The organism is Thermococcus coalescens (genome assembly GCF_055392585.1).
The window spans coordinates 366,156-385,367 of sequence record NZ_AP043764.1; the positions used below are offsets into that span (position 1 = coordinate 366,156).

At 48.8% G+C, this 19,212-nt stretch carries 25 protein-coding genes and 1 pseudogene; 19 read left to right on the forward strand and 7 right to left on the reverse strand.

Annotated features, from left to right (window positions below):
• Positions 1-43: 43 nt before the first annotated feature.
• From ACZ5M3_RS02100 to ACZ5M3_RS02110, 3 genes are read left to right on the forward strand one after another with little or no spacing between them, the layout of a single operon-like run.
• Positions 44-1,225 (forward strand): PLP-dependent cysteine synthase family protein, encoded by a 1,182-nt coding sequence (locus tag ACZ5M3_RS02100; protein WP_464840067.1) that lies wholly within the window; start codon positions 44-46, stop codon positions 1,223-1,225.
• A complete protein-coding gene (locus ACZ5M3_RS02105; protein ID WP_464840068.1) occupies positions 1,222-2,379 on the forward strand; it encodes a cystathionine gamma-synthase in 1,158 nt (385 codons plus the stop codon). Before ACZ5M3_RS02100 ends, ACZ5M3_RS02105 begins: the two co-directional genes overlap by 4 nt.
• Positions 2,376-3,107 (forward strand): class I SAM-dependent methyltransferase, encoded by a 732-nt coding sequence (locus tag ACZ5M3_RS02110; RefSeq protein ID WP_464840069.1) that lies wholly within the window; start codon positions 2,376-2,378, stop codon positions 3,105-3,107. The genes ACZ5M3_RS02105 and ACZ5M3_RS02110 overlap by 4 nt, the downstream gene beginning before the upstream one ends.
• Before the next feature lie 145 nt (positions 3,108-3,252).
• On the opposite strand, the gene ACZ5M3_RS02115 is transcribed toward ACZ5M3_RS02110, so the two are convergent.
• On the reverse strand, positions 3,253-3,717 hold the full coding sequence (locus tag ACZ5M3_RS02115; RefSeq protein WP_464840070.1) for a hypothetical protein: 465 nt from the start codon (positions 3,715-3,717) through the stop codon (positions 3,253-3,255).
• 134 nt (positions 3,718-3,851) lie between these two features.
• On the opposite strand from ACZ5M3_RS02115, the gene ACZ5M3_RS02120 reads away from it, so the two are divergent.
• Positions 3,852-4,181 (forward strand): transcriptional regulator, encoded by a 330-nt coding sequence (locus ACZ5M3_RS02120; protein WP_464840071.1) that lies wholly within the window; start codon positions 3,852-3,854, stop codon positions 4,179-4,181.
• Positions 4,182-4,221: 40 nt separating this feature from the next.
• On the opposite strand, the gene ACZ5M3_RS02125 is transcribed toward ACZ5M3_RS02120, so the two are convergent.
• The gene (locus tag ACZ5M3_RS02125) at positions 4,222-4,458 is read right to left on the reverse strand and encodes an SHOCT domain-containing protein (protein WP_464840072.1); all 237 of its coding nucleotides are present in this window, start codon (positions 4,456-4,458) and stop codon (positions 4,222-4,224) included.
• A 249-nt stretch (positions 4,459-4,707) separates the two neighbouring features.
• On the opposite strand from ACZ5M3_RS02125, the gene ACZ5M3_RS02130 reads away from it, so the two are divergent.
• The 15 genes and pseudogenes from ACZ5M3_RS02130 to ACZ5M3_RS02200 all read left to right on the forward strand — a co-directional run bounded on the left by ACZ5M3_RS02130 (position 4,708) and on the right by ACZ5M3_RS02200 (position 14,429).
• The gene (locus ACZ5M3_RS02130; protein WP_464840073.1) at positions 4,708-5,499 is read left to right on the forward strand and encodes a sulfide-dependent adenosine diphosphate thiazole synthase; all 792 of its coding nucleotides are present in this window, start codon (positions 4,708-4,710) and stop codon (positions 5,497-5,499) included.
• Between the two features lie 5 nt (positions 5,500-5,504).
• Positions 5,505-6,176: a DUF6775 family putative metallopeptidase gene (locus ACZ5M3_RS02135; protein ID WP_464840074.1), complete on the forward strand. Its 672-nt coding sequence runs from the start codon at positions 5,505-5,507 to the stop codon at positions 6,174-6,176.
• Complete coding sequence (locus ACZ5M3_RS02140; RefSeq protein WP_464840075.1) at positions 6,109-6,723, forward strand: radical SAM protein; 615 nt, start codon at positions 6,109-6,111, stop codon at positions 6,721-6,723. Before ACZ5M3_RS02135 ends, ACZ5M3_RS02140 begins: the two co-directional genes overlap by 68 nt.
• Positions 6,724-7,609: 886 nt before the next feature.
• Entirely contained in the window at positions 7,610-7,978 is a 369-nt protein-coding gene (locus ACZ5M3_RS02145) for a hypothetical protein (RefSeq protein ID WP_464840076.1), read from the forward strand.
• Positions 7,978-8,145, forward strand: a complete 168-nt coding sequence (locus ACZ5M3_RS02150) for a hypothetical protein (RefSeq protein ID WP_464840077.1) — start codon at positions 7,978-7,980, stop codon at positions 8,143-8,145. Before ACZ5M3_RS02145 ends, ACZ5M3_RS02150 begins: the two co-directional genes overlap by 1 nt.
• 17 nt (positions 8,146-8,162) lie before the next feature.
• A complete protein-coding gene (locus ACZ5M3_RS02155) occupies positions 8,163-8,705 on the forward strand; it encodes a hypothetical protein (RefSeq protein ID WP_464841030.1) in 543 nt (180 codons plus the stop codon).
• A gap of 182 nt (positions 8,706-8,887) precedes the next feature.
• Positions 8,888-9,115, forward strand: coding sequence for a hypothetical protein (locus ACZ5M3_RS02160; protein WP_464840078.1), 228 nt, complete (start codon positions 8,888-8,890; stop codon positions 9,113-9,115).
• A 10-nt stretch (positions 9,116-9,125) separates the two neighbouring features.
• Positions 9,126-10,775: a radical SAM/SPASM domain-containing protein gene (locus ACZ5M3_RS02165; RefSeq protein WP_464840079.1), complete on the forward strand. Its 1,650-nt coding sequence runs from the start codon at positions 9,126-9,128 to the stop codon at positions 10,773-10,775.
• Positions 10,776-10,820: 45 nt separating this feature from the next.
• Positions 10,821-11,894, forward strand: a complete 1,074-nt coding sequence (locus tag ACZ5M3_RS02170; RefSeq protein ID WP_464840080.1) for a hypothetical protein — start codon at positions 10,821-10,823, stop codon at positions 11,892-11,894.
• A complete protein-coding gene (locus ACZ5M3_RS02175; protein WP_464840081.1) occupies positions 11,894-12,799 on the forward strand; it encodes an ABC transporter ATP-binding protein in 906 nt (301 codons plus the stop codon). The genes ACZ5M3_RS02170 and ACZ5M3_RS02175 overlap by 1 nt, the downstream gene beginning before the upstream one ends.
• A gap of 33 nt (positions 12,800-12,832) precedes the next feature.
• The gene (locus tag ACZ5M3_RS02180; RefSeq protein WP_464840082.1) at positions 12,833-13,120 is read left to right on the forward strand and encodes a hypothetical protein; all 288 of its coding nucleotides are present in this window, start codon (positions 12,833-12,835) and stop codon (positions 13,118-13,120) included.
• Between the two features lie 221 nt (positions 13,121-13,341).
• A complete protein-coding gene (locus tag ACZ5M3_RS02185; protein WP_464840083.1) occupies positions 13,342-13,512 on the forward strand; it encodes a hypothetical protein in 171 nt (56 codons plus the stop codon).
• A gap of 25 nt (positions 13,513-13,537) precedes the next feature.
• Positions 13,538-13,750: an ATP-binding cassette domain-containing protein gene (locus ACZ5M3_RS02190; protein ID WP_464840084.1), complete on the forward strand. Its 213-nt coding sequence runs from the start codon at positions 13,538-13,540 to the stop codon at positions 13,748-13,750.
• A gap of 199 nt (positions 13,751-13,949) precedes the next feature.
• Positions 13,950-14,039: pseudogene (locus ACZ5M3_RS02195) on the forward strand (ABC transporter ATP-binding protein); the annotation flags it as partial.
• A gap of 18 nt (positions 14,040-14,057) precedes the next feature.
• Complete coding sequence (locus tag ACZ5M3_RS02200) at positions 14,058-14,429, forward strand: ATP-binding cassette domain-containing protein (RefSeq protein WP_464840085.1); 372 nt, start codon at positions 14,058-14,060, stop codon at positions 14,427-14,429.
• A gap of 17 nt (positions 14,430-14,446) precedes the next feature.
• On the opposite strand, the gene ACZ5M3_RS02205 is transcribed toward ACZ5M3_RS02200, so the two are convergent.
• The 5 genes from ACZ5M3_RS02205 to ACZ5M3_RS02225 all read right to left on the reverse strand — a co-directional run bounded on the left by ACZ5M3_RS02205 (position 14,447) and on the right by ACZ5M3_RS02225 (position 19,210).
• A complete protein-coding gene (locus ACZ5M3_RS02205; protein ID WP_464840086.1) occupies positions 14,447-16,447 on the reverse strand; it encodes a heavy metal translocating P-type ATPase in 2,001 nt (666 codons plus the stop codon).
• The gene (locus ACZ5M3_RS02210; protein ID WP_464840087.1) at positions 16,372-16,575 is read right to left on the reverse strand and encodes a hypothetical protein; all 204 of its coding nucleotides are present in this window, start codon (positions 16,573-16,575) and stop codon (positions 16,372-16,374) included. The genes ACZ5M3_RS02205 and ACZ5M3_RS02210 overlap by 76 nt, the downstream gene beginning before the upstream one ends.
• Before the next feature lie 147 nt (positions 16,576-16,722).
• Entirely contained in the window at positions 16,723-17,289 is a 567-nt protein-coding gene (locus tag ACZ5M3_RS02215; protein WP_464840088.1) for a hypothetical protein, read from the reverse strand.
• 5 nt (positions 17,290-17,294) lie between these two features.
• Positions 17,295-18,032, reverse strand: a complete 738-nt coding sequence (locus ACZ5M3_RS02220) for a PP2C family protein-serine/threonine phosphatase (RefSeq protein WP_464840089.1) — start codon at positions 18,030-18,032, stop codon at positions 17,295-17,297.
• On the reverse strand, positions 18,029-19,210 hold the full coding sequence (locus tag ACZ5M3_RS02225) for an ATP-binding protein (protein WP_464840090.1): 1,182 nt from the start codon (positions 19,208-19,210) through the stop codon (positions 18,029-18,031). The genes ACZ5M3_RS02220 and ACZ5M3_RS02225 overlap by 4 nt, the downstream gene beginning before the upstream one ends.
• Positions 19,211-19,212: the final 2 nt, after the last annotated feature.

Sequence of the window (19,212 nt, forward strand, 5' to 3'; positions counted from 1 at the left end):
CGAAAAGTATATATATGCATCTTTATTCATAAATGACCAGGTGATGGGCATGATAATAGAAAATTACACAAAATTGGGTACTTATGACGACATCGTCCAGACCATAGGCAACACACCCCTCGTGAGGCTGAGGAAGATCGAGAGGTACTTCGACCTCAGAAACGAGCTCTACGCCAAGGTGGAGTTCTTCAACCCCGGGGGGAGCATAAAGGACAGGATAGGCAAGTACATGATCGAAGGGGCGAAGAGAGAAGGCAAGATTGTCGAAGGCGGCGTGATAGTCGAGCCCACCTCGGGCAACACCGGCGTGGGTCTCGCGCTTGTTGCGGCGGACGAGGGCTACATGACGGTCTTCACGATGCCGGACAAGATGAGCGCCGAAAAGGAGCTGCTCCTGAAGGCTATGGGGGCATTCGTCATAAGGACTCCCACAGCCGTGGCCCCGGACGACCCGAACTCCTACTACAGGGTGGCCGAGGCCGTGAGGAACCTCATCTGGAAGAAGGGAAGGGCGATAACGAGGGAGGAACTCGGGGAGATAGTCGAGTACGTCCAGCGGCTCGTCAATGAGGAGAGGCTCGACGAGCTCAGGGCAATCCTTGAGGAGGAGGTGGAGGAGACCCCCTACGCATACATCCCCAACCAGTACTTCAACAAATACAACCCCCTGGCTCACTACGAGACGACAGCGAGGGAGATATGGGAGCAGACTAAGGGAGAGATAGACTACCTCTTCGCCGGAATAGGCACCGGCGGAACCATAACGGGCATCGGGCGGTACCTCAAGGAGAGGAAGGAAGGGGTGAAGATAATCGGCGTTGACCCCGTCGGCTCGATATACAGCCTCGTCAAGGGCGGAATGAGCCTTGAGGAGGCCCTCAAGAAGGCCCACCCCTACCTCGTTGAGGGGATAGGCGAAGACCTCCTTCCGGAGACCGTTGATTTGAGCCTCGTTGACGACATGGTGGTCGTCAACGACCAGGAGGCCTTTGCGATGACCCGCTTCCTCGCGAGGAAGGAGGGAATCCTCGCGGGGGGCTCATCGGGTGCCGCCCTCTACGGGGCGGTGAAGTACCTCAAGGAGAGGGGCGTTGAAGGCAAGAAGGTCGTTGTCATATTCCCGGACACGGGAAGGAACTACCTGACGAAGGTCTTCAACGACGGGTGGCTCATCGAGAACGGCTTCGAGGTCGACGACGAGAAGGTTCTGGAGGTGCTGAGATGAGGTTCTCAACTAAAGCCATTCACGTCGGCGAAGAGCCGGAGGGCATGCAGCACGGCGACGTCGTATCTCCAATCCACCTCTCAACAACCTTCGCGAAGAGGAGCATAAAGGAAGTTGAGGAGGGCTACGTCTACTCAAGGAGCGGCAACCCAACAAGGGAGGCCCTTGAGAGAAAGTTAGCGGCGCTTGAGAACGCAAAGTACGGACTTGCCTTCTCCTCAGGCCTTGCAGCGGAATCCACGATACTCCTCGCTCTTCTCAAAAAGGGCGACCACGTCATAGCCTTTGACGACCTCTACGGTGGGACAAAGAGGCTCTTCAACCAGGTGATGGAGCGCTTCGGGATTGAATTCACCTACGTTGATGCAAGGGAGCCGGAGAACGTTAGGAAGGCAATAAAGGACAACACAAGGATGGTCTGGCTCGAAACGCCCACGAACCCCCTCTTAAAGCTGGCGGACATAAAGGCAATCTCGGAGATAGCCCACGAGAAAGGCCTAATCGTTGTCGTGGACAACACCTTCGCGAGCCCCTACTTCCAGAACCCCCTTGACCTCGGCGCTGATGTGGTGCTCCACAGCGTCACCAAGTACCTCGGCGGGCACTCCGATGTTGTCGGAGGAGCCATCATGGTGAACGACGAGGGGCTGTATGAAAAGCTCAGGTTCCACCAGAACGCGGTTGGAGCGATCCTTTCGCCCTTCGACTCCTGGCTGGTCATGAGGGGCATTAAAACCCTCGCCGTCAGGATGGAGAGGCACGAGAAGAACGCCATGAAGATTGCGAGGTATCTGGAGGAGCACCCGCTGGTTGACAGGGTTTACTATCCAGGACTGCCCTCACACCCACAGCACGGGCTCGCGAAGAGGCAGATGCGCGGCTTTGGAGGCATGCTCTCCTTCGAGCTCAAAGGCGGGCTTGAGGAGGCGGTGAGGTTCGTGGAGAGCCTTGAAGTGTTTGCCCTCGCGGAGAGCCTTGGAGGTGTCGAGTCGCTCATAGAGCTGCCGGCAATAATGACGCACGCATCGGTTCCCAAGGAGGAGAGGGAGAGGGTCGGCATAAGGGACTCCCTCATCAGGGTCTCGGTGGGAATAGAGGACGTCGAAGACCTCATCGAAGACCTTGAGAGAGGATTTGAGGCGGTGAGAGCATGATACCTGGCATCGAGGAGATACGCCTCTTCCTGGAAAAACTGGGGTTCGAGGGGGACTCAATAAACGAGCTCATAGAGCAGATAGAGTACTTTGAGACCGAGGCCCCAGAAAGGGACGACATCGTGAGGGACTACCTGAGGGACGAGTGCATAGAGCGGCTCGTGGAGGAGATAGCACGGGAAGTCCTGAGGCTGGGAAGGAAGGAGGTGCGCATACTCGACGTTGCGGCCGGTTCGGGGTTCTTCACGGAGCGCGTGAAGAAGAGACTAAAGCTCATGGGCGTCCGGGCGGAGGTCTACGGCCTCGACATAACGCCAAGCATGCTGAAGAGGCTAAGGGAAAAGGGCATAACACCCATCTGGGGAGTTGCCGAAAGGATAGGGGACTCGATAAGGATAGCCAACGACCACTACGGGCTCGACGTGCCCGAGAAGTTCGACGTGGTCGTCTCAACCCTCGCGTTCCACCACTTCCTCAACCCGGAAGAGGTCCTGAGGAGCATCAGAGACGTCCTCGAAGACGGAGGCAAGGCCGTTATCATAGACGTCCTTAAGCACGGGCACGACGAGTTCAAGGACACCCTGAAGGACACGCACCTTGGGTTCTCGATAGAAGAGATGAAGGAAATGGGCCTGCGGGTCTTTAGAAACGCTGAAGTAAGGCCCCTCGGACTGCACTGTGAGGTCGACGGCATACTGATAGGGCTCTACAAGGCGGTGTTTGCATAAGGTGCCCGCTAACATTTCCATTTTCTGTTTTAGGACATATTGCAACCGCTGGGGAAGTCTGGACAGGTTCCTAACACATTGTCAAGAAAGGGGTCCCGAACGCCCGTTTAAAGCTAAAAAAGGTGCAGCGGCATAAAATTAAACGTCAGGCGAGCCTGAGGAAGCCCACCACGCGGCCGTCCTTCAGGAGCTGCACCCTGGTGCCCCACATCCCCTGAACGTAGGTCCCGATTTCAACCTCGCTCAGGTCAACGTCCTCCCAGAGCTGCCCGGCTATCTGGCCGTTGACGATTATCGGTATCCTGGCCGGCCCCCAGAAGTTCTGCCACGGGGTGCCCTTCGAGGCGTTCTGGAGTGCCTCTTTGGCCCTGGACTTTATTTCCCCGTAGTTAGTGCCCATGCTTTGTCCCGGCTCCGTGCCCCAGTATCCTTCCGGGAACATGCCCCTTCTGCAGCCACCCATTGGAGCACCGTAGCCCATCATTCCCATTCCTTCACCGGGCCCCATTTCCATGGCCTCCCCTGGCATTTCCATGCCCCACATCCTCCACCTCATGAACCCTCCGAACCTTCTCATCCTGTACATCCACCTGGGCATTCCGAACCTCATCACAGACACCTCCTCCGTTTCTTCAATTTAGAATATCACAAAATTATTTATAAAGTTTTCTGTTATATTATTGACAACCTGCCCAAAAACAGTAGAATTATAAAGGTTGGGGGATAAGTGGCTACGGTGATAGAATGCCGAGATGGATGAGATGCGACCCTTCAAACATGAGGCCTTTTACCGCAACGCTGAAGTCCCTGCTTTCCGAGCCCCGGAGGAGCATCATACGAACCCTCGCCGATGGCGTCAAGGGCACGAACGATATATACATGGAGCTCCAGAGAAACGGCTTCCACATGCCGAGGTCAACGCTCTACTACCATCTCTCAGCCCTGCAGAAGGCGGGGATAATAGAGATGGTGGGTTACCGGGAGCAGGGGGGCGGTGCTCCGGAGAAGCTCTGGAAGCTCAAAGTCAGAAAGATTGGGGTGGATCTGGTAACGGGAGAAGTGTTCAGGGAATAACAAAAAGAAGAACCCGGGGAGACAGACAAAGCAAAGGGTATTACTCCCCTAGGAGCTTCCTCCTTCTCCTCTCGTACTCCTCGTCGTCTATCTCACCGCGGGCGTACGCCTCGTCGAGGAGCTCAAGGGCCTTTTCCTTTGATGTTGAGCCCTTCGGACTTCCCGATCCCTGGTTCAGGAGCCACTTGACGAGCCACACTATCCCCACTATTATCAGAACCCAGAAAATCAGCATGAAGAGCATGCCGAACCATCCAAACCATCCGAATCCCATCATGTCGTGCTACCCCCAGTTAGTTTCTCCCATATGAGCTGAAAATCTCACCAGCTCAGTACTTTCAAGCATCATTTTTATCTCCTCCATATTTATTTAGCCTGTAAAGGATTATAGTATTTACTATTACCAATATTGGAAATTCTCCTGAATAGTTTTCTCAAAATGCAAAAGAATACTCTCATTAGTTATGATGCTCTGCAAGGGCAATGTTTAAAACTTAATTATTAAAATTTAAAACTCGGTGATAACATGGCCGGAAAGATCTTGGCAAAGGTTAGCGAAAAGGACGTGACCTCAGCTATAGTTGACACTTTCTATGGAATGCTCAAAGAATACACTGAATCAGACGTTATAATCGTAGGTGCAGGCCCAAGTGGATTAACTGCTGCTAAAGAACTTGCAAAAGCGGGCAAGAAAGTATTAGTCATAGAAAGAAACAATTATCTCGGAGGGGGCTTTTGGATCGGAGGATTCTTAATGAACAAGATAACAGTAAGGGCACCAGCACAAGAAGTGTTAGAAGAACTTGGTGTTCCTTATGAGGAATATACACAGGGGCTATATGTTGCAGATGGCCCTCATGCTTGTTCAAAGCTTATTGGGGCAGCGTGTGATGCGGGAGTGGAATTCCTCAACATGACAAGCTTTGATGATGTGGTTATAAGAGATGGAAGAGTTGCAGGTGTTGTTGTCAACTGGACCCCGGTTCAGGCATTACCAAGACAGATAACCTGTGTTGATCCAATAGGCCTCGAGTCAAAGCTTGTGATAGATGCAACTGGACACGATGCCTTCGTTGCAAAGAAACTTGAAGAGAAAGGGCTTATAAAGACAAGGGGACACGGATCGATGTGGGTTGAGGAGAGCGAAGATGCTGTGATAAACCACACAGGCGAAGTTTACCCTGGGCTTATAGTTACCGGAATGGCGGTTTCCACAGTCTTTGGACTTCCAAGAATGGGACCAACCTTTGGAGGAATGCTCTTAAGCGGAAAGAGGGCTGCTGAAGTGGCTTTAGAGAAGCTCAAAGAACTGGAGTGATCTCAATGAAGATTTACATTGAAAATCCTCTCTGGGACTCCTTTCCATTTTTTGAGGATATCAAGAAGTTTTTTAAATTCCCCGTCGAGTTTCACCCCTATAACTTTAAAGACCCCTATTTTCTGGCCTGCATAAGGGTTAGGAACCAGAATAGGAGAGAGTTTTATGAACCTTTTCCGGTTGAAGTAGAGAACGAAAAAAGAGGCCTCATAACCGGGGTTGTCTATGATGGTGTGGAACTGTTAAAATATTTCTCCCGGGATGTTGATATTTCTGAACCGTCGGTTCTGATAACTAACAGACTTATAGCGACATTTGGAAAAGATGGAAGATACCATCTTAGAATGATTGTTATGGGTCCTGCAACAATAATTTCACTTAAAGGAATACTCTATGCTCAAGCAAAGCCTCTCCAATATTATATGATGCATTCATTTGGATTTGATGAGAAAATCGATGTAAAGGTTGACAAAGTGTTGAAAATGCTCCTTCTTCAGTTCTATACCTATTTTAAGCATGAAGAGATCTTTTGCGAGAACGAAGAATGCATGCTCCACAATTGCCATACAACAGAGGAGATAAAGCCGAGAATTATATCGCAAATACTATATGTGGGCAGAGGACTTAAAAGGTCCTGTTTCTGTTTCAATCGATGTCACGTACAGATGCAATTATAATTGTCCCTACTGCTATGTTGGTTGTTCGCCGAATATAAACAGAGAGGAACTTACTACCAAGGAAATGTTCAGTATTATAGACGAACTTGCGGATCTGGAGGTATTGGTATTGTGCCTTTGTGGAGGAGAACCGACTCTCCGTAAAGACTTAATTAAAATCTTGAATTATGCCAATGAAAAAGGGATTACCGTTAATATGGTAACTAATGGATCATTGATATCAGACAACTTTGCTTCAAAATTAGCGGAATCAGGAATTGGTATTGTTCAGGTATCCTTAGATGGATCTAGGCCCGAGATAATGGAAAGACTTAAACCCAAAAGTTCCTTCAACAAAGCCATAAAAAGTTTAAATGAATATGGCATTCCAACAGTTGTAAGTTTCTGTTCTACTAATCTCAGCATACAGGACTTTCCAAATACTGTCGAGTTGTGTGACAAACTTGGAGTTTTATCCATACGTACCATGTATTTTGTACCCGAAGCCCCCAACCATTTAAGGTTAGCACTGACCAATATCAATATAAAAAACTGGTATCCTGGATAAGCAGTCATTGGGATGAATATTCTATTAGAATTGAATTTGGAGATCCAACAGAACATATTGCAATTGGTCCTTATATGTCACTTGTATCATTGAGTATTAGTGCAGAGGGCTATATTCTTCCCACACCATACCTAAGCTTAGCATATGGTCATGTTTCAGATGGGATAAAAAAAGCTGTGGCACAGTGGACTGGAATAAATATGGAAGAGTAATCCAGTCCTTTTGTCTGTGTCCTCCCATATGAAAACCGAGCATGATTTCCTAAAGTTGAAATCTTTGTTTATGACTAGGATACACTCTGATGGTTATGTAAATCTTTTACAACTCGATGAAAGGGAGTCCATAGCTCTAGCGAGAAAGGTTCGCGAGGTGTTGCTAAATGGCAGTGCATATTGATAAGGCAAATATCGGTAAATATCTCGACAATTTGCTGAATGAGGTTGAATCTGATAAATATTTGCTCGCTATGCCTAAAAGCCTTAAATTCAGATTCGAAAATAATGGTAGGAGCGCTACATTTAATCCTATTACATGGAAGATAACGATCATGAACCCACAATGGGTGAAATCATTAAGACAATTAGAGCACGTGGATACGCAAAATTCTCCGAGCTTCTTGAGATCCTGTGTCATAAGTACCCAGAAGTTCCTAAGGAAATCATACGAAACGATTTGAAAAATGCAGTTTTATGGTTGTTCACGAACGAGTTTATATGGTTTTATATAAGAGACAGAGAAATCCATTTCGTTACACTATTAAAAGAAGAAATGTTAAGTGATCAAAAATCCAGAAATAGTGAGGGAGTAGCAATGGCAGATAATTCATTGGTGCCCCTTTTAATAGTGTTGACGCCTAATCCTTGGAACAGTAACGTTTGTTGCAATAATGATAAAGCGTTATTTGGATAACTACATTCCCCTAAAAGTCATAGTAAGACACAAAGAGAATAAAACTGAGATAATTATACAGACAAAAAGAAAAACCACACATATTAACATCGAAAACTTCAGAATCAAAGAGTATCGGGAAGTACTTAGGTGGAGAACCAATGGACTTGAATTTGGTCGATACCGGTTGGGTAAGTACACAGGCAAATACGGGGAGGTAGTTTCCTATGCTATATCCGACTCTGGTTTGCTCATAGATGATGTGAGTGGAGAAAGATACTATCTAGCATTTGATAGCATCCATGAAGTTATGGATGCTATATTAGACGGTAGCATAAAAGAGAAGATCATAGAGGTGAGGAAATGATGCCAGCAATGAACTTTAGGGCAACAAAGGCTCAAGTCCTTGAAGAACTCACATATACCACGAAACAAATTGGACTTAACTCCCTGTTAATTCCTTTCATGACGGCTGTTCTCTACTGGATGGCGAGCTTGAATCCCCTACAAGTGATGAAGTCGTTGGAAGCCTGAGCATCTTCCTCTCCATAATAGTTTCCCTCTTCTTCAGCGGCACGGTTTCCAGGGAGAAGCTTTTGGGCATCCACGAGATGCTCCTCAGTCTCCCGCTTGATCCGGTTCAGCTCGTGTTCATTAGAACTCTCGGAGGTTTTATCATAGGAATCACGGGGATAGCTTTGGGTAGTATCGCCGGATGGATGCTTACTGAATACCTAGGCAATCCCCTCTCCCTGACAAAGATATTCAGTGGAGTCCTAATATCGGCTCCTCTCCTCTTCAGCTTCACTTTTCTGGTAATTCTGATAACGTTCCTGTTCCATTCGATACGCCTCGACGTTGCAAAGGGAGTCATTGCCCTTGTGGCATTCTTTGCACCCCTCTACATCCCTAAGTATCTGGGGATGGGACTCTCAATACCAATGGCATTCGGTATTTCCCTGCTCCTCTCCACGGGGACCATCATTGTATCTTTTCTGATGATAAAATCCCTCGGCACGAAGCTTGGGGGAGAAAATGGTGCTCATCTGAGGTGGATGTGGGGCAGAGTTAGTAATCACACATCTTATGGTTAGTCTAAGATTATATACGTCCAAAACAGTGAAAACTATCGGAAGTTGTAAGTTTTTACGTACCCAGTATTTCCGAAATTGGGTTCACAGGATATTGCTTTTTTATAGAAAAATTTGTTAACTTAATATTTTAAACACAAAGTTTAGAAAAAAACTTAAATTCGTATTAATACTATTTGTAGTTGGTGATCTCTGTGGAAGAGCTTGCTATGTACTTGGAGGAAATGTGGGGGGCACCTTCGAGATCTGAACCCAACGCTATTGTTGCCGCCATAGTCGCAGCAGCCAAAGCGGCGGCGGGAACATCTTTTGTAAAGAGTGTTGCGGCTGGGATAGTGTCTGGAATACTCGCAGCGGCGGCTACAAAAGCATTGTCCTTTGAGGGGATTTCTCCAATAAACAAGTTGTTATAGGTGGGTATTGATGGAAGACCTTTTAATCTTTTATATTTCCCGCCCAAGATCCCTGCTCAATCTTCCCAAAGAGCACTATGATGTTTTGAAATACAGTGACTACCTTGTAGTAGACTCTAACCAGCTCATTGAGAAATCACATATCAATACGTCTGGGCTAACAAAGGTTCCAACATCTAAAAGCTCAATAAAGTCCTGCATAATTGCTGTCGATGATAGGCTGGCTCTCGTCAAAGATTCCGACGTTGAGAATGCGGGAAGTTTGTTGCTTGACTTGTTGTCCCCCATTAGTCCCTGGATATATGATTACTGGGTGTATTTAAAGTGTGAGAATAAGGATGTTCTGGATAAATTACTTGAAAAAACTTTAGTGCTTTCATCTGTTCTTCATCAGACGGGCTCCAGAGAGGGCAACATTCTGCTCAGAAAAGACCCACACCTAGGGGATATTTTAAAAAACGATATCCTGAACAGCTCATATAATCAGATTGTGATATTGGGCAACGATGCAAAAAAGAGCTTTTTAATCTATTCCTTTCCCAGCGGGAACTGGTATATATCGAGGAGCGTAGATCCTTTTGATTATTGTCATGTTCCCTCCCAGCAGGGGTGGCACACATTTCTGGACATTAAAAACAAAAAAAGAAGTGAGACAATACCATTAACCCGCCATGCAGACACAAAGCCCTATAAAGAGATTAGGTTTAATGGTGTAGTCATTGAATACACCAGATGTTGCAATGCTAAGTGCAATCACTGTTACGTCTCATGTTCACCTGAAACAACTCAGACCCTCAAGGTTGATAAAGTCATAGCGGTTCTAAAAAAGATTTCACACTCATTAACCCGATATCTAAACGAAAAGAAAGTATGCATTGCAGGTGGGGAAGTAACATTACCCTCTTTCAAGGAGGATCTGATAAAGATCCTAAAATTTGCAAAAATGCTGGGGTTCAAAACTGAAATAGTTACTAATGGGTATTTATTTACACACAAAGAGTTCTATGATCCGATACTAGAGTACACCGACTACGTGGAAGTTTCCATCACCCCTTTCCATGTTGAATGTCTAGGTAAACAATATTACAAAAACGTTCTTGGGAACCTAAAAAAGACGGTGGAAGAGAAATTAGTTAGTGGGGCAATCCTACGAGTTCAAACCACAAAAACAAAAAAGTTGAATCTTCTATATAAATTGCTCGATGATAGTATTGAGGGGTTTTTAATAGCGAGCTCCCCAATCTCATGGATTGGAAGAGCCAGGGAAAGAATACCAAAAGATGAAATATATTTAAGCCCGACTCCGTTACTCCAAGGAGGGTGCTGGTACAATCTGAACTTAACCATCACAAGCAGTGGGGACGTAACACCCTGCTGTGCGGGCAGTGAGCTGTCAAAGTTTCTTAAGTATGGAAACGTGTACAAAGAGGATATTGCAGATATTGTGGAAAAAATGGTTAATGATCCCTATCTTTATGTTTTAACGAGATATCCAGAGCGATTAGTACACCAGCTGTCCAGAAAATTTGCGCTTCCCCCCAGAGTATCATCAATATGTGAGATCTGCCTGTACATAAACACTAGCCCTGTACTGTACAATGAAAGTAGAAAATTTGTCGAGGAGCTAGTAAAGATGTCAGAAAGTAACAGGGGGCCCTGACAGATGTGTTTTAAATCTATCCTGCTTCATTACTTTAACAGGCTTATGAAATACTACGGGCTGGCGATGGGCTCTTCATTATTCTTCTCTATACTTTCAAAAACGCCATTTATAATCGAGCCACTCATTTTATACATCACAGTATTTGTTATTGGATATGTTATTGAATGCAACTCTACATTATACCAGATAAGGAAATTCTCCTGTGGTGGTGGATATTACAATCTTGAAAAATTTGGTATCATATCAGCGCTTTTTGCCTTCTCCATGTTTTATGTATTCTCAGTTTCTGGCATTATGATAGCTATTGGTGGATTTGAATTCTCAGTGAATGATATCCTGAATATGAGCCTTGTCTCAACAATTTATTCGTGCTTCCTTCTGTTGGGGGTATTTCTGATTTCCGGTCTAATCCCTGCGGTAATATTGATAATGATTGTGGTGATTCAGACATCCTTGATAGTTGGGAATTCGGGAAGTATTTCAGAGTTGGTTATGGAGATCCCTAAAACTGAGAATCTCATCTTAATATCATTATCAACCATGGCCCTTACCATACTATTCCTAACATTTATAGGAAAGGAGCCAAGTGTGAGACCAGTCATGATCCCAGTAAAATTTTTTAAAGGAAACCCGGTGTGGATATCCATCATTATGAGCTACTCAGTAAGGTACTCCTTTATAACTGCCCCCATACTAATGTCGCCCATTATTTACAACTATATTTCAAGGCTTGAAAGAATTGAAATAATATACATGACTATTGGATACCTTCTCCCATCTTTTTTGATTAGTAGTGTTAGTGTGGCAGATACGTTGAGACTCTTAAACTTTAGGAAACTCTTTATTTCCTTATCAATGTTCACCCTGTTTTCAATGATCATAACCGCCCCATTTACCGTCGGGATAAACACTAAAATTATCCTCAGGTTGATATTGTGGGCATTTCTTGGTTCCAGTATAGCACTCTCGAGGAAATTCAAAAAGTACTACGGAAAAGATTCAATATTGCTTCCCTTTCTGGCATCTATCCTGATGATCCTAGGAATCTATTTTGGACCAGTGGTAATTCCCTTTGCGTTCATATTTTTGCATGTATTCCTGCGGAGGTGTGAATGATGGAGGAATCTCTCATTATGTGCAAAGAACTAACAAAAACATTTGGAAAAACACGTGCTCTTGACAGGATTAACTTTTCAGCCCCCTCGGGACTGATAATATTGCTTGGTAAAAACGGAAGTGGGAAAAGCACCTTAGCTAAGATAATCAGTACGCTTTTACCCTACGACGAGGGGACTGTAAAGGTAAAAGGCAAGGAAATAAACTCAAACAAAAGAGAAATCCGGCAAATGATATCATACCTGCCCCAAGATAATATAGTTGAGGATGCCTTAACTGTTCGGGAAATTGTTGAACTGTATTCCAGGCTTTTTGGAGAATCCGACACTAAGGCAAATAAGCTATTGGATAACCTGGGACTCTCTCCGTATAGGGACACTCTTGTCGGAAACTTAAGCGGAGGCTTAAAAAGGCGCCTGTCAATACTCCTTGCATTTCTACCTGACAGAGACATTTATATTTTGGACGAACCATTCGAAGAGCTGGATTTTTGGGGGCGAATTAAGGTTATGGAGCTAATTCATCACGCTTTAAAGAAAGGTAAAAGCATTTTCCTCATATCTCACACGGCCACCTGGCTTGAGGAGATAGCCGATTATATATTGGTTCTACATCAGGGAAAACTACTGTACGCAGATTCTCCCAACAATCTGAAACGGGCATTTAAGGATGTTTATGCAATAGAGATGGAGTCATTCTCGGAGATTAAGAAAATCCTGAAAAACCCCCATAATGTAACAGTGGCAATTAATGAAAGAGTGTCGGTCATTGGAGAACACCATGCCCTTTCCAATACTACAAAGATTAAAAACGAAGAGATTCGGGAGGCATCTATCAGCGAAATATGCGCTTTTATCATGAACAGTACAGCTTTACAGCAAAGCAACTTCATCAAAAAACTATAAAATTTCATACTGCATGCTCTGGAGGTTTGAGAAATGACTCACAAGATGATCAAATCTCGGTTAATGGATGAAGTTAAATACACTGCGAAAGAGCTCGGCATTCTTGGAGTGAACGCCTTAGCGAACGTAGTCATAATCTACATGGCAATTTCCATTCTCAGCCCAAGTCTTGAGAATGGACTAACCCTTGGGATGCTGGCAGTGGCGTTCTCCATCATGGTCAGTATCATCGTAACTCCCCCGTATCATGAGCCAAAACGACAGGAGCACTGGAGATACAACTCTCAGTCCCCCTGTCCCCTCAGGGAATCCTTCTCCTAAAGGCGGGGGCTGCTTCCATCTACGGATCCCTCCTCATCGGAGGAGGTCTTGCAATTGGAAGTATACTCAGAACATTCGTTGGGGCGAAAACCACTCCATCTTTACTACTCCTGACTATGCTATCCTGCATCCCACTCCTCTTTGCCTTCAGTCTGCTGTTCACACTGCTGTGTGCCCTTGTGGAGCAGAAACACCTTGATTTCTTGAAAGTTGCTGTGTTCATGATAGCCTACCTCCTTCCCCTGTACCTTGCAAGATACTTCGGAGTCGGCATTTACCTCTCAAGCACACTACTTGTTGCTTTTCCCACTCTGTTGGTTGTGCTGGCAGCTTACTTTGCAGTACTCAAGTACTATGGAGAAAGACTCCCGGAAGCCATAATCCTAGTATAAGTGGTAAGAGCCGTGAGGTGGTTTTATGATAGAGCTTGAAAACGTGAGGAAAAGCATAAATAGAAAAGAAGTTCTTCGAGGGATAAGCCTGACTGCGAAGCCCGGCGAAGTCCACGCCTACCTCGGCCACAACGGGGCAGGCAAGACCTCCGCCTCCCGCCCGATCCTTGGCCTCCTCGTCCCTGACTCCGGCAGGATGGAAGTCCTCGGCGTTAATCCTCTCAAAACCCCGAGGTGAGGGCAAGGATTGGCCACCTCCCGGAGTACGACCTTCTCCATCCGAGCCTTTCAGTGTGGGACAACCTCAAGCGCTATGCTTCGCTGAAGGGGGTTTAAGATGAGAAAGAGCTTAGAGAACTGTTGGAGTTCTTCGAGCTTTTGGAGTATGCCAGAAAAAAGTCTCGGCTCTCTCAAGTGGAACCCAGAGGAGGGTCGCAATAGCAAGGGCTTTTCTTGGTAGCCCCGAGGTTCTAATCCCCGACGAGCCCACAAGAGGACTCGACCCCGAGTGGAGGCTTAAATTCAAGCGGTTTTTGGAGAGATATGTGAAAGAGAGAAACACCGCAGTCTTGTTCTCCACACACATTTTGAGCGACGTTGACGAGCTATGCGAAAAGATTACAGTTATCAAAGAGAGCAGAGTGCTGTTCTCAGGAAGTTTGAAGGAGTTCAAGCGCGGTTTTCCTACAGGAGCTTCAATCTCCCTGAAGGTGGAGAACATCAAGATGGCCGCCGAAGTGCTTGAGGATAACGGATACTACCCAAAAATCATGAAAAGGTACATCCTGCTGGAAAATGCCGAGCCGTCGGAAATCAACACGCTCCTCGTGAGCGAGGGTATAACCATTGAGGAGATAAAACGAAACGAACCCACATTAGAGGAACTCTACTCTATGCTTCACAGAAAAAATGGATAAAATGAAAGAGTGGGGGCTCAAACCTTCAGGAACCTCGCGTTTATGGCCACTATCACCGTGCTCATGCTCATCAGCAGGGCACCGAGGGCGGGGCTGAGGAGTATTCCATAGCTGTAGAGCACGCCCGCCGCCAGAGGAATTGCGAAGGTGTTGTATCCGGTCGCCCACGCCAGGTTTTCTATCATCTTTCTATAGGTCGCCTTTGCCAGGATTACCCCTGTTATGACGTCCCTCGGATCGTTCTTGACGAGGATTATGTCCGCGCTCTCTATCGCAACATCCGTTCCTGCTCCAATGGCTATGCCCACGTCCGCCTGGATCAAAGCGGGGGCGTCGTTTATGCCGTCTCCGACCATTGCCACGACAAAGCCCTTATCCTGCAGCTCTTTAACCTTCTCCGACTTCTGGTGGGGGAGAACCTCCGCAAAGAAGCCGTCCAGACCGAGTTCTTCGGCGACCCACTTCGCCACCTTGGCGTTGTCGCCCGTGAGCATGTACGCCTTTATCCCCATCTCGTGGAGCTTTTCAACGGCCTCCCTTGATTCGGGCCTTATCTTATCCGCCAGAGCGAGTGCACCGACGAGTTTTCCATCGATGACGAGGAAAACCACCGTTTTACCCTGCTCGAGGACTTTGTTGACGCGCTCGTCCTCCTTCCAGAGCCCGTTCTCCTTGAGGAAGCCGGGGCTTACGACGAGAACCTCTTTGCCGTTGATGACGCCCCGGACACCCTTGCCGGGCAGGACCTTTGACTCACTGACGCCGTAGGGCTCAAGGCCGAGTTCCTTGGCCTTCTCAACTATTCCCTGGGCTATTGGGTGGCTTGAGTGGGACTCAAGGGCTGCGGCGTACTTCAGGATTTCCTCCTCGCCGAACTCGTCCAGCTGGATTATGTCCGTTACCTCGAACTTCCCCTCGGTGAGCGTTCCGGTCTTGTCGAACACAACCACCTGCACGTCCTTGGCCCTCTCGAAGGCCTCCCTGTTCCTGATGAGGATTCCCTTCTTGGCCGAGATCGAGGTCGAGACCGAGACAACGAGGGGGACGGCCAAGCCGAGGGCGTGCGGGCACGTTATGACCATGACAGTGACCATACGTTCGAGGGCAAAGACGAAGGGCTTGCCGAGGTAGAGCCACGTGCCGAGGGTTATCGTTCCGGCGGTTATGGCTATGAGCGTGAGGTAGAAGGCGGCCCTGTTTGCCAGATCCTGCGTCTTCGAGCGGGTCTCCTGCGCCTGCCTGACGAGCTCGACGACCTGCATAAGGTAGGTGTCCTTTCCTGTCTTCTCTATTCTGACCTTTATCGCGCCCTCAAGGTTTATGGAACCGCCGATAACGGTATCCCCGGGCTTCTTGTAGACGGGCTTTGACTCCCCTGTGAGCATGGCCTCGTTTACACTCGTTTCGCCCTCGACGATGACGCCGTCGGAGGGTATCTTCTCGCCGGGCTTGACGAGGACTATATCCCCTTTCTTCAGCTCGCTCACCGGGACGTCCCTGATCCCTTCGGGCGTTACGAGGTGGGCCTCGGTTGGCATGAGCTTTATGAGCTCTTCCAATGCCCTTGAGGCACCAAGGACGGAGCGCATCTCGATGTAGTGGCCGATGAGCATGATATCGATAAGCGTCGCCAGCTCCCAGTAGAAGGTCTTGCCCGGGAGACCGAACGTGACGGCGACGCTGTAGAAGAAGGCAACCGTGATTGCCAGCGCTATCAGGGTCATCATTCCCGGCAGCTTTTTCTTCAGCTCGTCCCTCATGCCCTTCAGGAACGGCCAGCCGCCGTAGAAGTAGACCACCGCTGAGAGCCCAAACAGGACGTAGTGGTCGCCGGGAAACGTCAGCTCGAATCCAAAGAAGTTCTGTATCAGCGGGGACAGAATCAGGATTGGAATCGTCAGTATCACAGAAACGATGAATCTCTTCTTGAAGTCCTCCATCATCATCCTGTGGTGCTCCGCATGGGAGTGCTTGTGCCCTTCGTGGCCCTCATGGTCGTGACCCTTGTGGGCCTCCATTTCATGCCCCTCGTGACCACCATGTTCGTGACCTGCATGGCCAGTGGTTTCGTGTTCTCCATGCGTGCCTTCATGGAGGTGTCTCCCATGCTCCATATCCTCCATTCCGGGGGCTCTTTCCATCTCATCGTGCACGTGCTCCCCGTGCACATCTTCCTTCCCTTTCATGTCCAACACCATAACTGAATATCATGTGAAGAGGTATTTAGCCTTTTTTGTTAAAAAATGGAGGATCGCAGAATACGGCTCATAACGCAGGGAAAAAAGAAGGATTCTCATCCTTTCATCATGTCCTCGATTTCCTTCAGCCTCTTTCCAGGTTCAAACTCTTTCTCGGCAGAGGAGACCATCAGACCCTCCGCCAGCTCAACGGTCTCCGTGTCGAACTCCCCCGTGAGTATGCTCTCGCTCGTGAGGTCAATCATTGCGTTGAGGGCCTCCTCAAGGCTCTCAACCTTACCCATGGCCTTCTCAAAGTCCACCTGCATCTTCGCGACGTCCTCTGCCCCCGGCCCCTCGGCAATGCTCTTAACAACGTCCTTGCTGAACTGAATGAAGTCCGCGGAGACCTTCACGAGCTCCCTCTGTATCTCCGCCTCTTCCATGAGTAGGAGCAGTCTCTTCGCCTGCTTTATCCTCTGCTCCAGAGTCAGGTACTTCACGGCGCTCCTCTTGAGGAGGGCCTCGTCCCCAAGCTTTGCCGCCTCCTTCCCCTGGAGGAAAATCTTGCGCTTCAGGTTTTCAAGGTTGCTGATGTACTGCTTCAGCGCCATCTTGGCCTTCCTCATACGTATCTTTCTCTCTATCTCCTTCTCCTCTTTCGACTTCCAGAGCTTGACCATAATCCTCACACCTCCATGAACACGACCACCGTTACGTTGTCTTCGGCAACCCCCAGCGCCTCCGACACCAGCCTCTCGGCGATGTCCCCCGGCCCCCCACTTCCGGCGATCTCACCTATCTCGCCTTCGTCCAGGACATCGTGAAGTCCATCGGAGCATAGGAGCAGAACATCGCCCTTTTCAAGCCTCCATGTGTAAACGTCAACCTCAAACCCTATGCCGAGGGCCCTCGTAACGACGTGTCTCATAGGGTGGGAGCGAACCTCCTCCGGCCCTATAACGCCCCTCCCAAGGAGCTCCTCAACGATGGAATGATCTCTTGTCCTCTCTATGACCCGGCCATCCCTTATCAGGTAGGCCCTGCTGTCGCCCGTGTTCGCTATAACGGCAGTTCCGCCTCTCACGAAGGCCGAGGTGAGGGTCGTCCCAACCTTTCCCGGCTCACTGGATAGATCCACGATCTCCCTGTGGGCTTCCCAGTATGCCCTCCTCAGGAGTTCCCCGACGTCCTCATCTCCCATGCCTGTCTCATAGTTCTCTTCGAACGTCTGGCGGAGCGTCTCCACCGCCATTTTCGAAGCTAGCTCACCTTTCTCGTGCCCGCCCAGACCATCGGCGACGGCAAGGAGGTACGCGTCGCCAAGGGAGAGTATGAGGAACGCGTCCTCGTTTTTATCCCTCGGCCCAGGATGGGAAATGCCCCAGACGGTGCTTCCAATCCCGGCGGAGATTGCCCCGCTCATCCCCCGAACTCCTCCGCCCATTTTTCGTAGCGCTCGATGTCCTTTCTGCTGAGAGGACTCTTGATCCTCTTGAACGCCTCCTCAAAATCCCTCATCTCCAGCGGCCGCGTTCTCAGCGAGCGCTTCCTCAGCTCTTCGAGCGGGAGACTGGCGAGCTTGTGGAGATCCCTGTTCTCCTCGCGTATCATGTTCCACACCGCCTCCTGGCAGAGGTTCCTCACGTCCCTGCCGGAGTACAGGCGTTCGACGCTCTCCTCCGCTATCGCATCGAAGTCGAGCTTCGAAATGTCCAGCCCCCTGGTGTGAATCCTGACTATCGCCTTGACGGCTTCTCTATCCGGAAGCGGGACGTAGATCCTCTTGGGGAAGCGCGATAGAACCGCTTCATCCAGATCCCAAGGAGTGTTGGTCGCCGCTAACGTGAGGACGAGCTTCCCGTCTCCACCCTCGTGGAAGCCCTCAAGCTCGGTGAGCAGGGTCGAGAGCATCCGCCTCGTGGCCTCGCTCGTGTCGCTGGAGCGCCTCGTGGTGAGAGCGTCTATCTCATCGAGGAACACTATGCTCGGTGCCTTCTCCCTAGCGACCTCGTAGAGTGCTGAGATTATCTTGCTCGACTCGCCGAAGTACTTGCTGAGGACGCTCGAAGCCTTGACGTTGAAGAACGCCGCGTTTAAGCTCCCAGCGGCGGCCGAAGCCAGAAGCGTCTTCCCCGTCCCCGGAGGCCCGAAGAGGAGGATGCCCTTCCACGGCTGGATCGCGGCGGGCTTTTTGAGGGCTGATATCACAACGGTCTCCATCATGAGGAGTTTGACATCCTCAAGGCCGCCTATGTCGTCCCAGGTTATCCTAGACTTTGACATGAGTCCGAGGACGTACTCCCTGAACTGATCCTCCTCGTCCTTCTCCTGTGCCGTGCTCTTCCCTTCCGCACCCACGACGGCCCTTCGTCCGTATTCGCCACGCTCTATCTGCCCCGCCACGTCTTCCCACTTCTTCGCCTTCCTCAGGTAGAGCTCACTGTTATAGGGAACGTGTCTCGCAAGTTCCCTCAGGAGCGAGGCACACCTGAGGGCGCTCTTCTTAGCTTTCTCCATCTCTCCCGCTGAAACGGCCCTTTCAAACTCCCTCTTAGCCCTCTCAAACTCGCTCATCAGGGGCCCCGAAAGGTCAACCGGCATTC

What these genes read in the sequence shown, in the direction of transcription:
- ACZ5M3_RS02100 (WP_464840067.1), top strand. Translation starts at nt 44, where the DNA reads ATGGGCATGATAATAGAAAATTACACAAAATTGGGTACTTATGACGAC.
- ACZ5M3_RS02105 (WP_464840068.1), top strand. Translation starts at nt 1,222, where the DNA reads ATGAGGTTCTCAACTAAAGCCATTCACGTCGGCGAAGAGCCGGAGGGC.
- ACZ5M3_RS02110 (WP_464840069.1), top strand. Translation starts at nt 2,376, where the DNA reads ATGATACCTGGCATCGAGGAGATACGCCTCTTCCTGGAAAAACTGGGG.
- ACZ5M3_RS02115 (WP_464840070.1), bottom strand. Translation starts at nt 3,717, where the DNA reads ATGAGGTTCGGAATGCCCAGGTGGATGTACAGGATGAGAAGGTTCGGA.
- ACZ5M3_RS02120 (WP_464840071.1), top strand. Translation starts at nt 3,852, where the DNA reads ATGCCGAGATGGATGAGATGCGACCCTTCAAACATGAGGCCTTTTACC.
- ACZ5M3_RS02125 (WP_464840072.1), bottom strand. Translation starts at nt 4,458, where the DNA reads ATGATGGGATTCGGATGGTTTGGATGGTTCGGCATGCTCTTCATGCTG.
- ACZ5M3_RS02130 (WP_464840073.1), top strand. Translation starts at nt 4,708, where the DNA reads ATGGCCGGAAAGATCTTGGCAAAGGTTAGCGAAAAGGACGTGACCTCA.
- ACZ5M3_RS02135 (WP_464840074.1), top strand. Translation starts at nt 5,505, where the DNA reads ATGAAGATTTACATTGAAAATCCTCTCTGGGACTCCTTTCCATTTTTT.
- ACZ5M3_RS02140 (WP_464840075.1), top strand. Translation starts at nt 6,109, where the DNA reads ATGTGGGCAGAGGACTTAAAAGGTCCTGTTTCTGTTTCAATCGATGTC.
- ACZ5M3_RS02145 (WP_464840076.1), top strand. Translation starts at nt 7,610, where the DNA reads ATGATAAAGCGTTATTTGGATAACTACATTCCCCTAAAAGTCATAGTA.
- ACZ5M3_RS02150 (WP_464840077.1), top strand. Translation starts at nt 7,978, where the DNA reads ATGCCAGCAATGAACTTTAGGGCAACAAAGGCTCAAGTCCTTGAAGAA.
- ACZ5M3_RS02165 (WP_464840079.1), top strand. Translation starts at nt 9,126, where the DNA reads ATGGAAGACCTTTTAATCTTTTATATTTCCCGCCCAAGATCCCTGCTC.
- ACZ5M3_RS02170 (WP_464840080.1), top strand. Translation starts at nt 10,821, where the DNA reads ATGAAATACTACGGGCTGGCGATGGGCTCTTCATTATTCTTCTCTATA.
- ACZ5M3_RS02175 (WP_464840081.1), top strand. Translation starts at nt 11,894, where the DNA reads ATGGAGGAATCTCTCATTATGTGCAAAGAACTAACAAAAACATTTGGA.
- ACZ5M3_RS02180 (WP_464840082.1), top strand. Translation starts at nt 12,833, where the DNA reads ATGACTCACAAGATGATCAAATCTCGGTTAATGGATGAAGTTAAATAC.
- ACZ5M3_RS02185 (WP_464840083.1), top strand. Translation starts at nt 13,342, where the DNA reads ATGATAGCCTACCTCCTTCCCCTGTACCTTGCAAGATACTTCGGAGTC.
- ACZ5M3_RS02190 (WP_464840084.1), top strand. Translation starts at nt 13,538, where the DNA reads ATGATAGAGCTTGAAAACGTGAGGAAAAGCATAAATAGAAAAGAAGTT.
- ACZ5M3_RS02205 (WP_464840086.1), bottom strand. Translation starts at nt 16,447, where the DNA reads ATGGAGGCCCACAAGGGTCACGACCATGAGGGCCACGAAGGGCACAAG.
- ACZ5M3_RS02210 (WP_464840087.1), bottom strand. Translation starts at nt 16,575, where the DNA reads ATGAGATGGAAAGAGCCCCCGGAATGGAGGATATGGAGCATGGGAGAC.
- ACZ5M3_RS02215 (WP_464840088.1), bottom strand. Translation starts at nt 17,289, where the DNA reads ATGGTCAAGCTCTGGAAGTCGAAAGAGGAGAAGGAGATAGAGAGAAAG.
- ACZ5M3_RS02220 (WP_464840089.1), bottom strand. Translation starts at nt 18,032, where the DNA reads ATGAGCGGGGCAATCTCCGCCGGGATTGGAAGCACCGTCTGGGGCATT.
- ACZ5M3_RS02225 (WP_464840090.1), bottom strand. Translation starts at nt 19,210, where the DNA reads ATGCCGGTTGACCTTTCGGGGCCCCTGATGAGCGAGTTTGAGAGGGCT.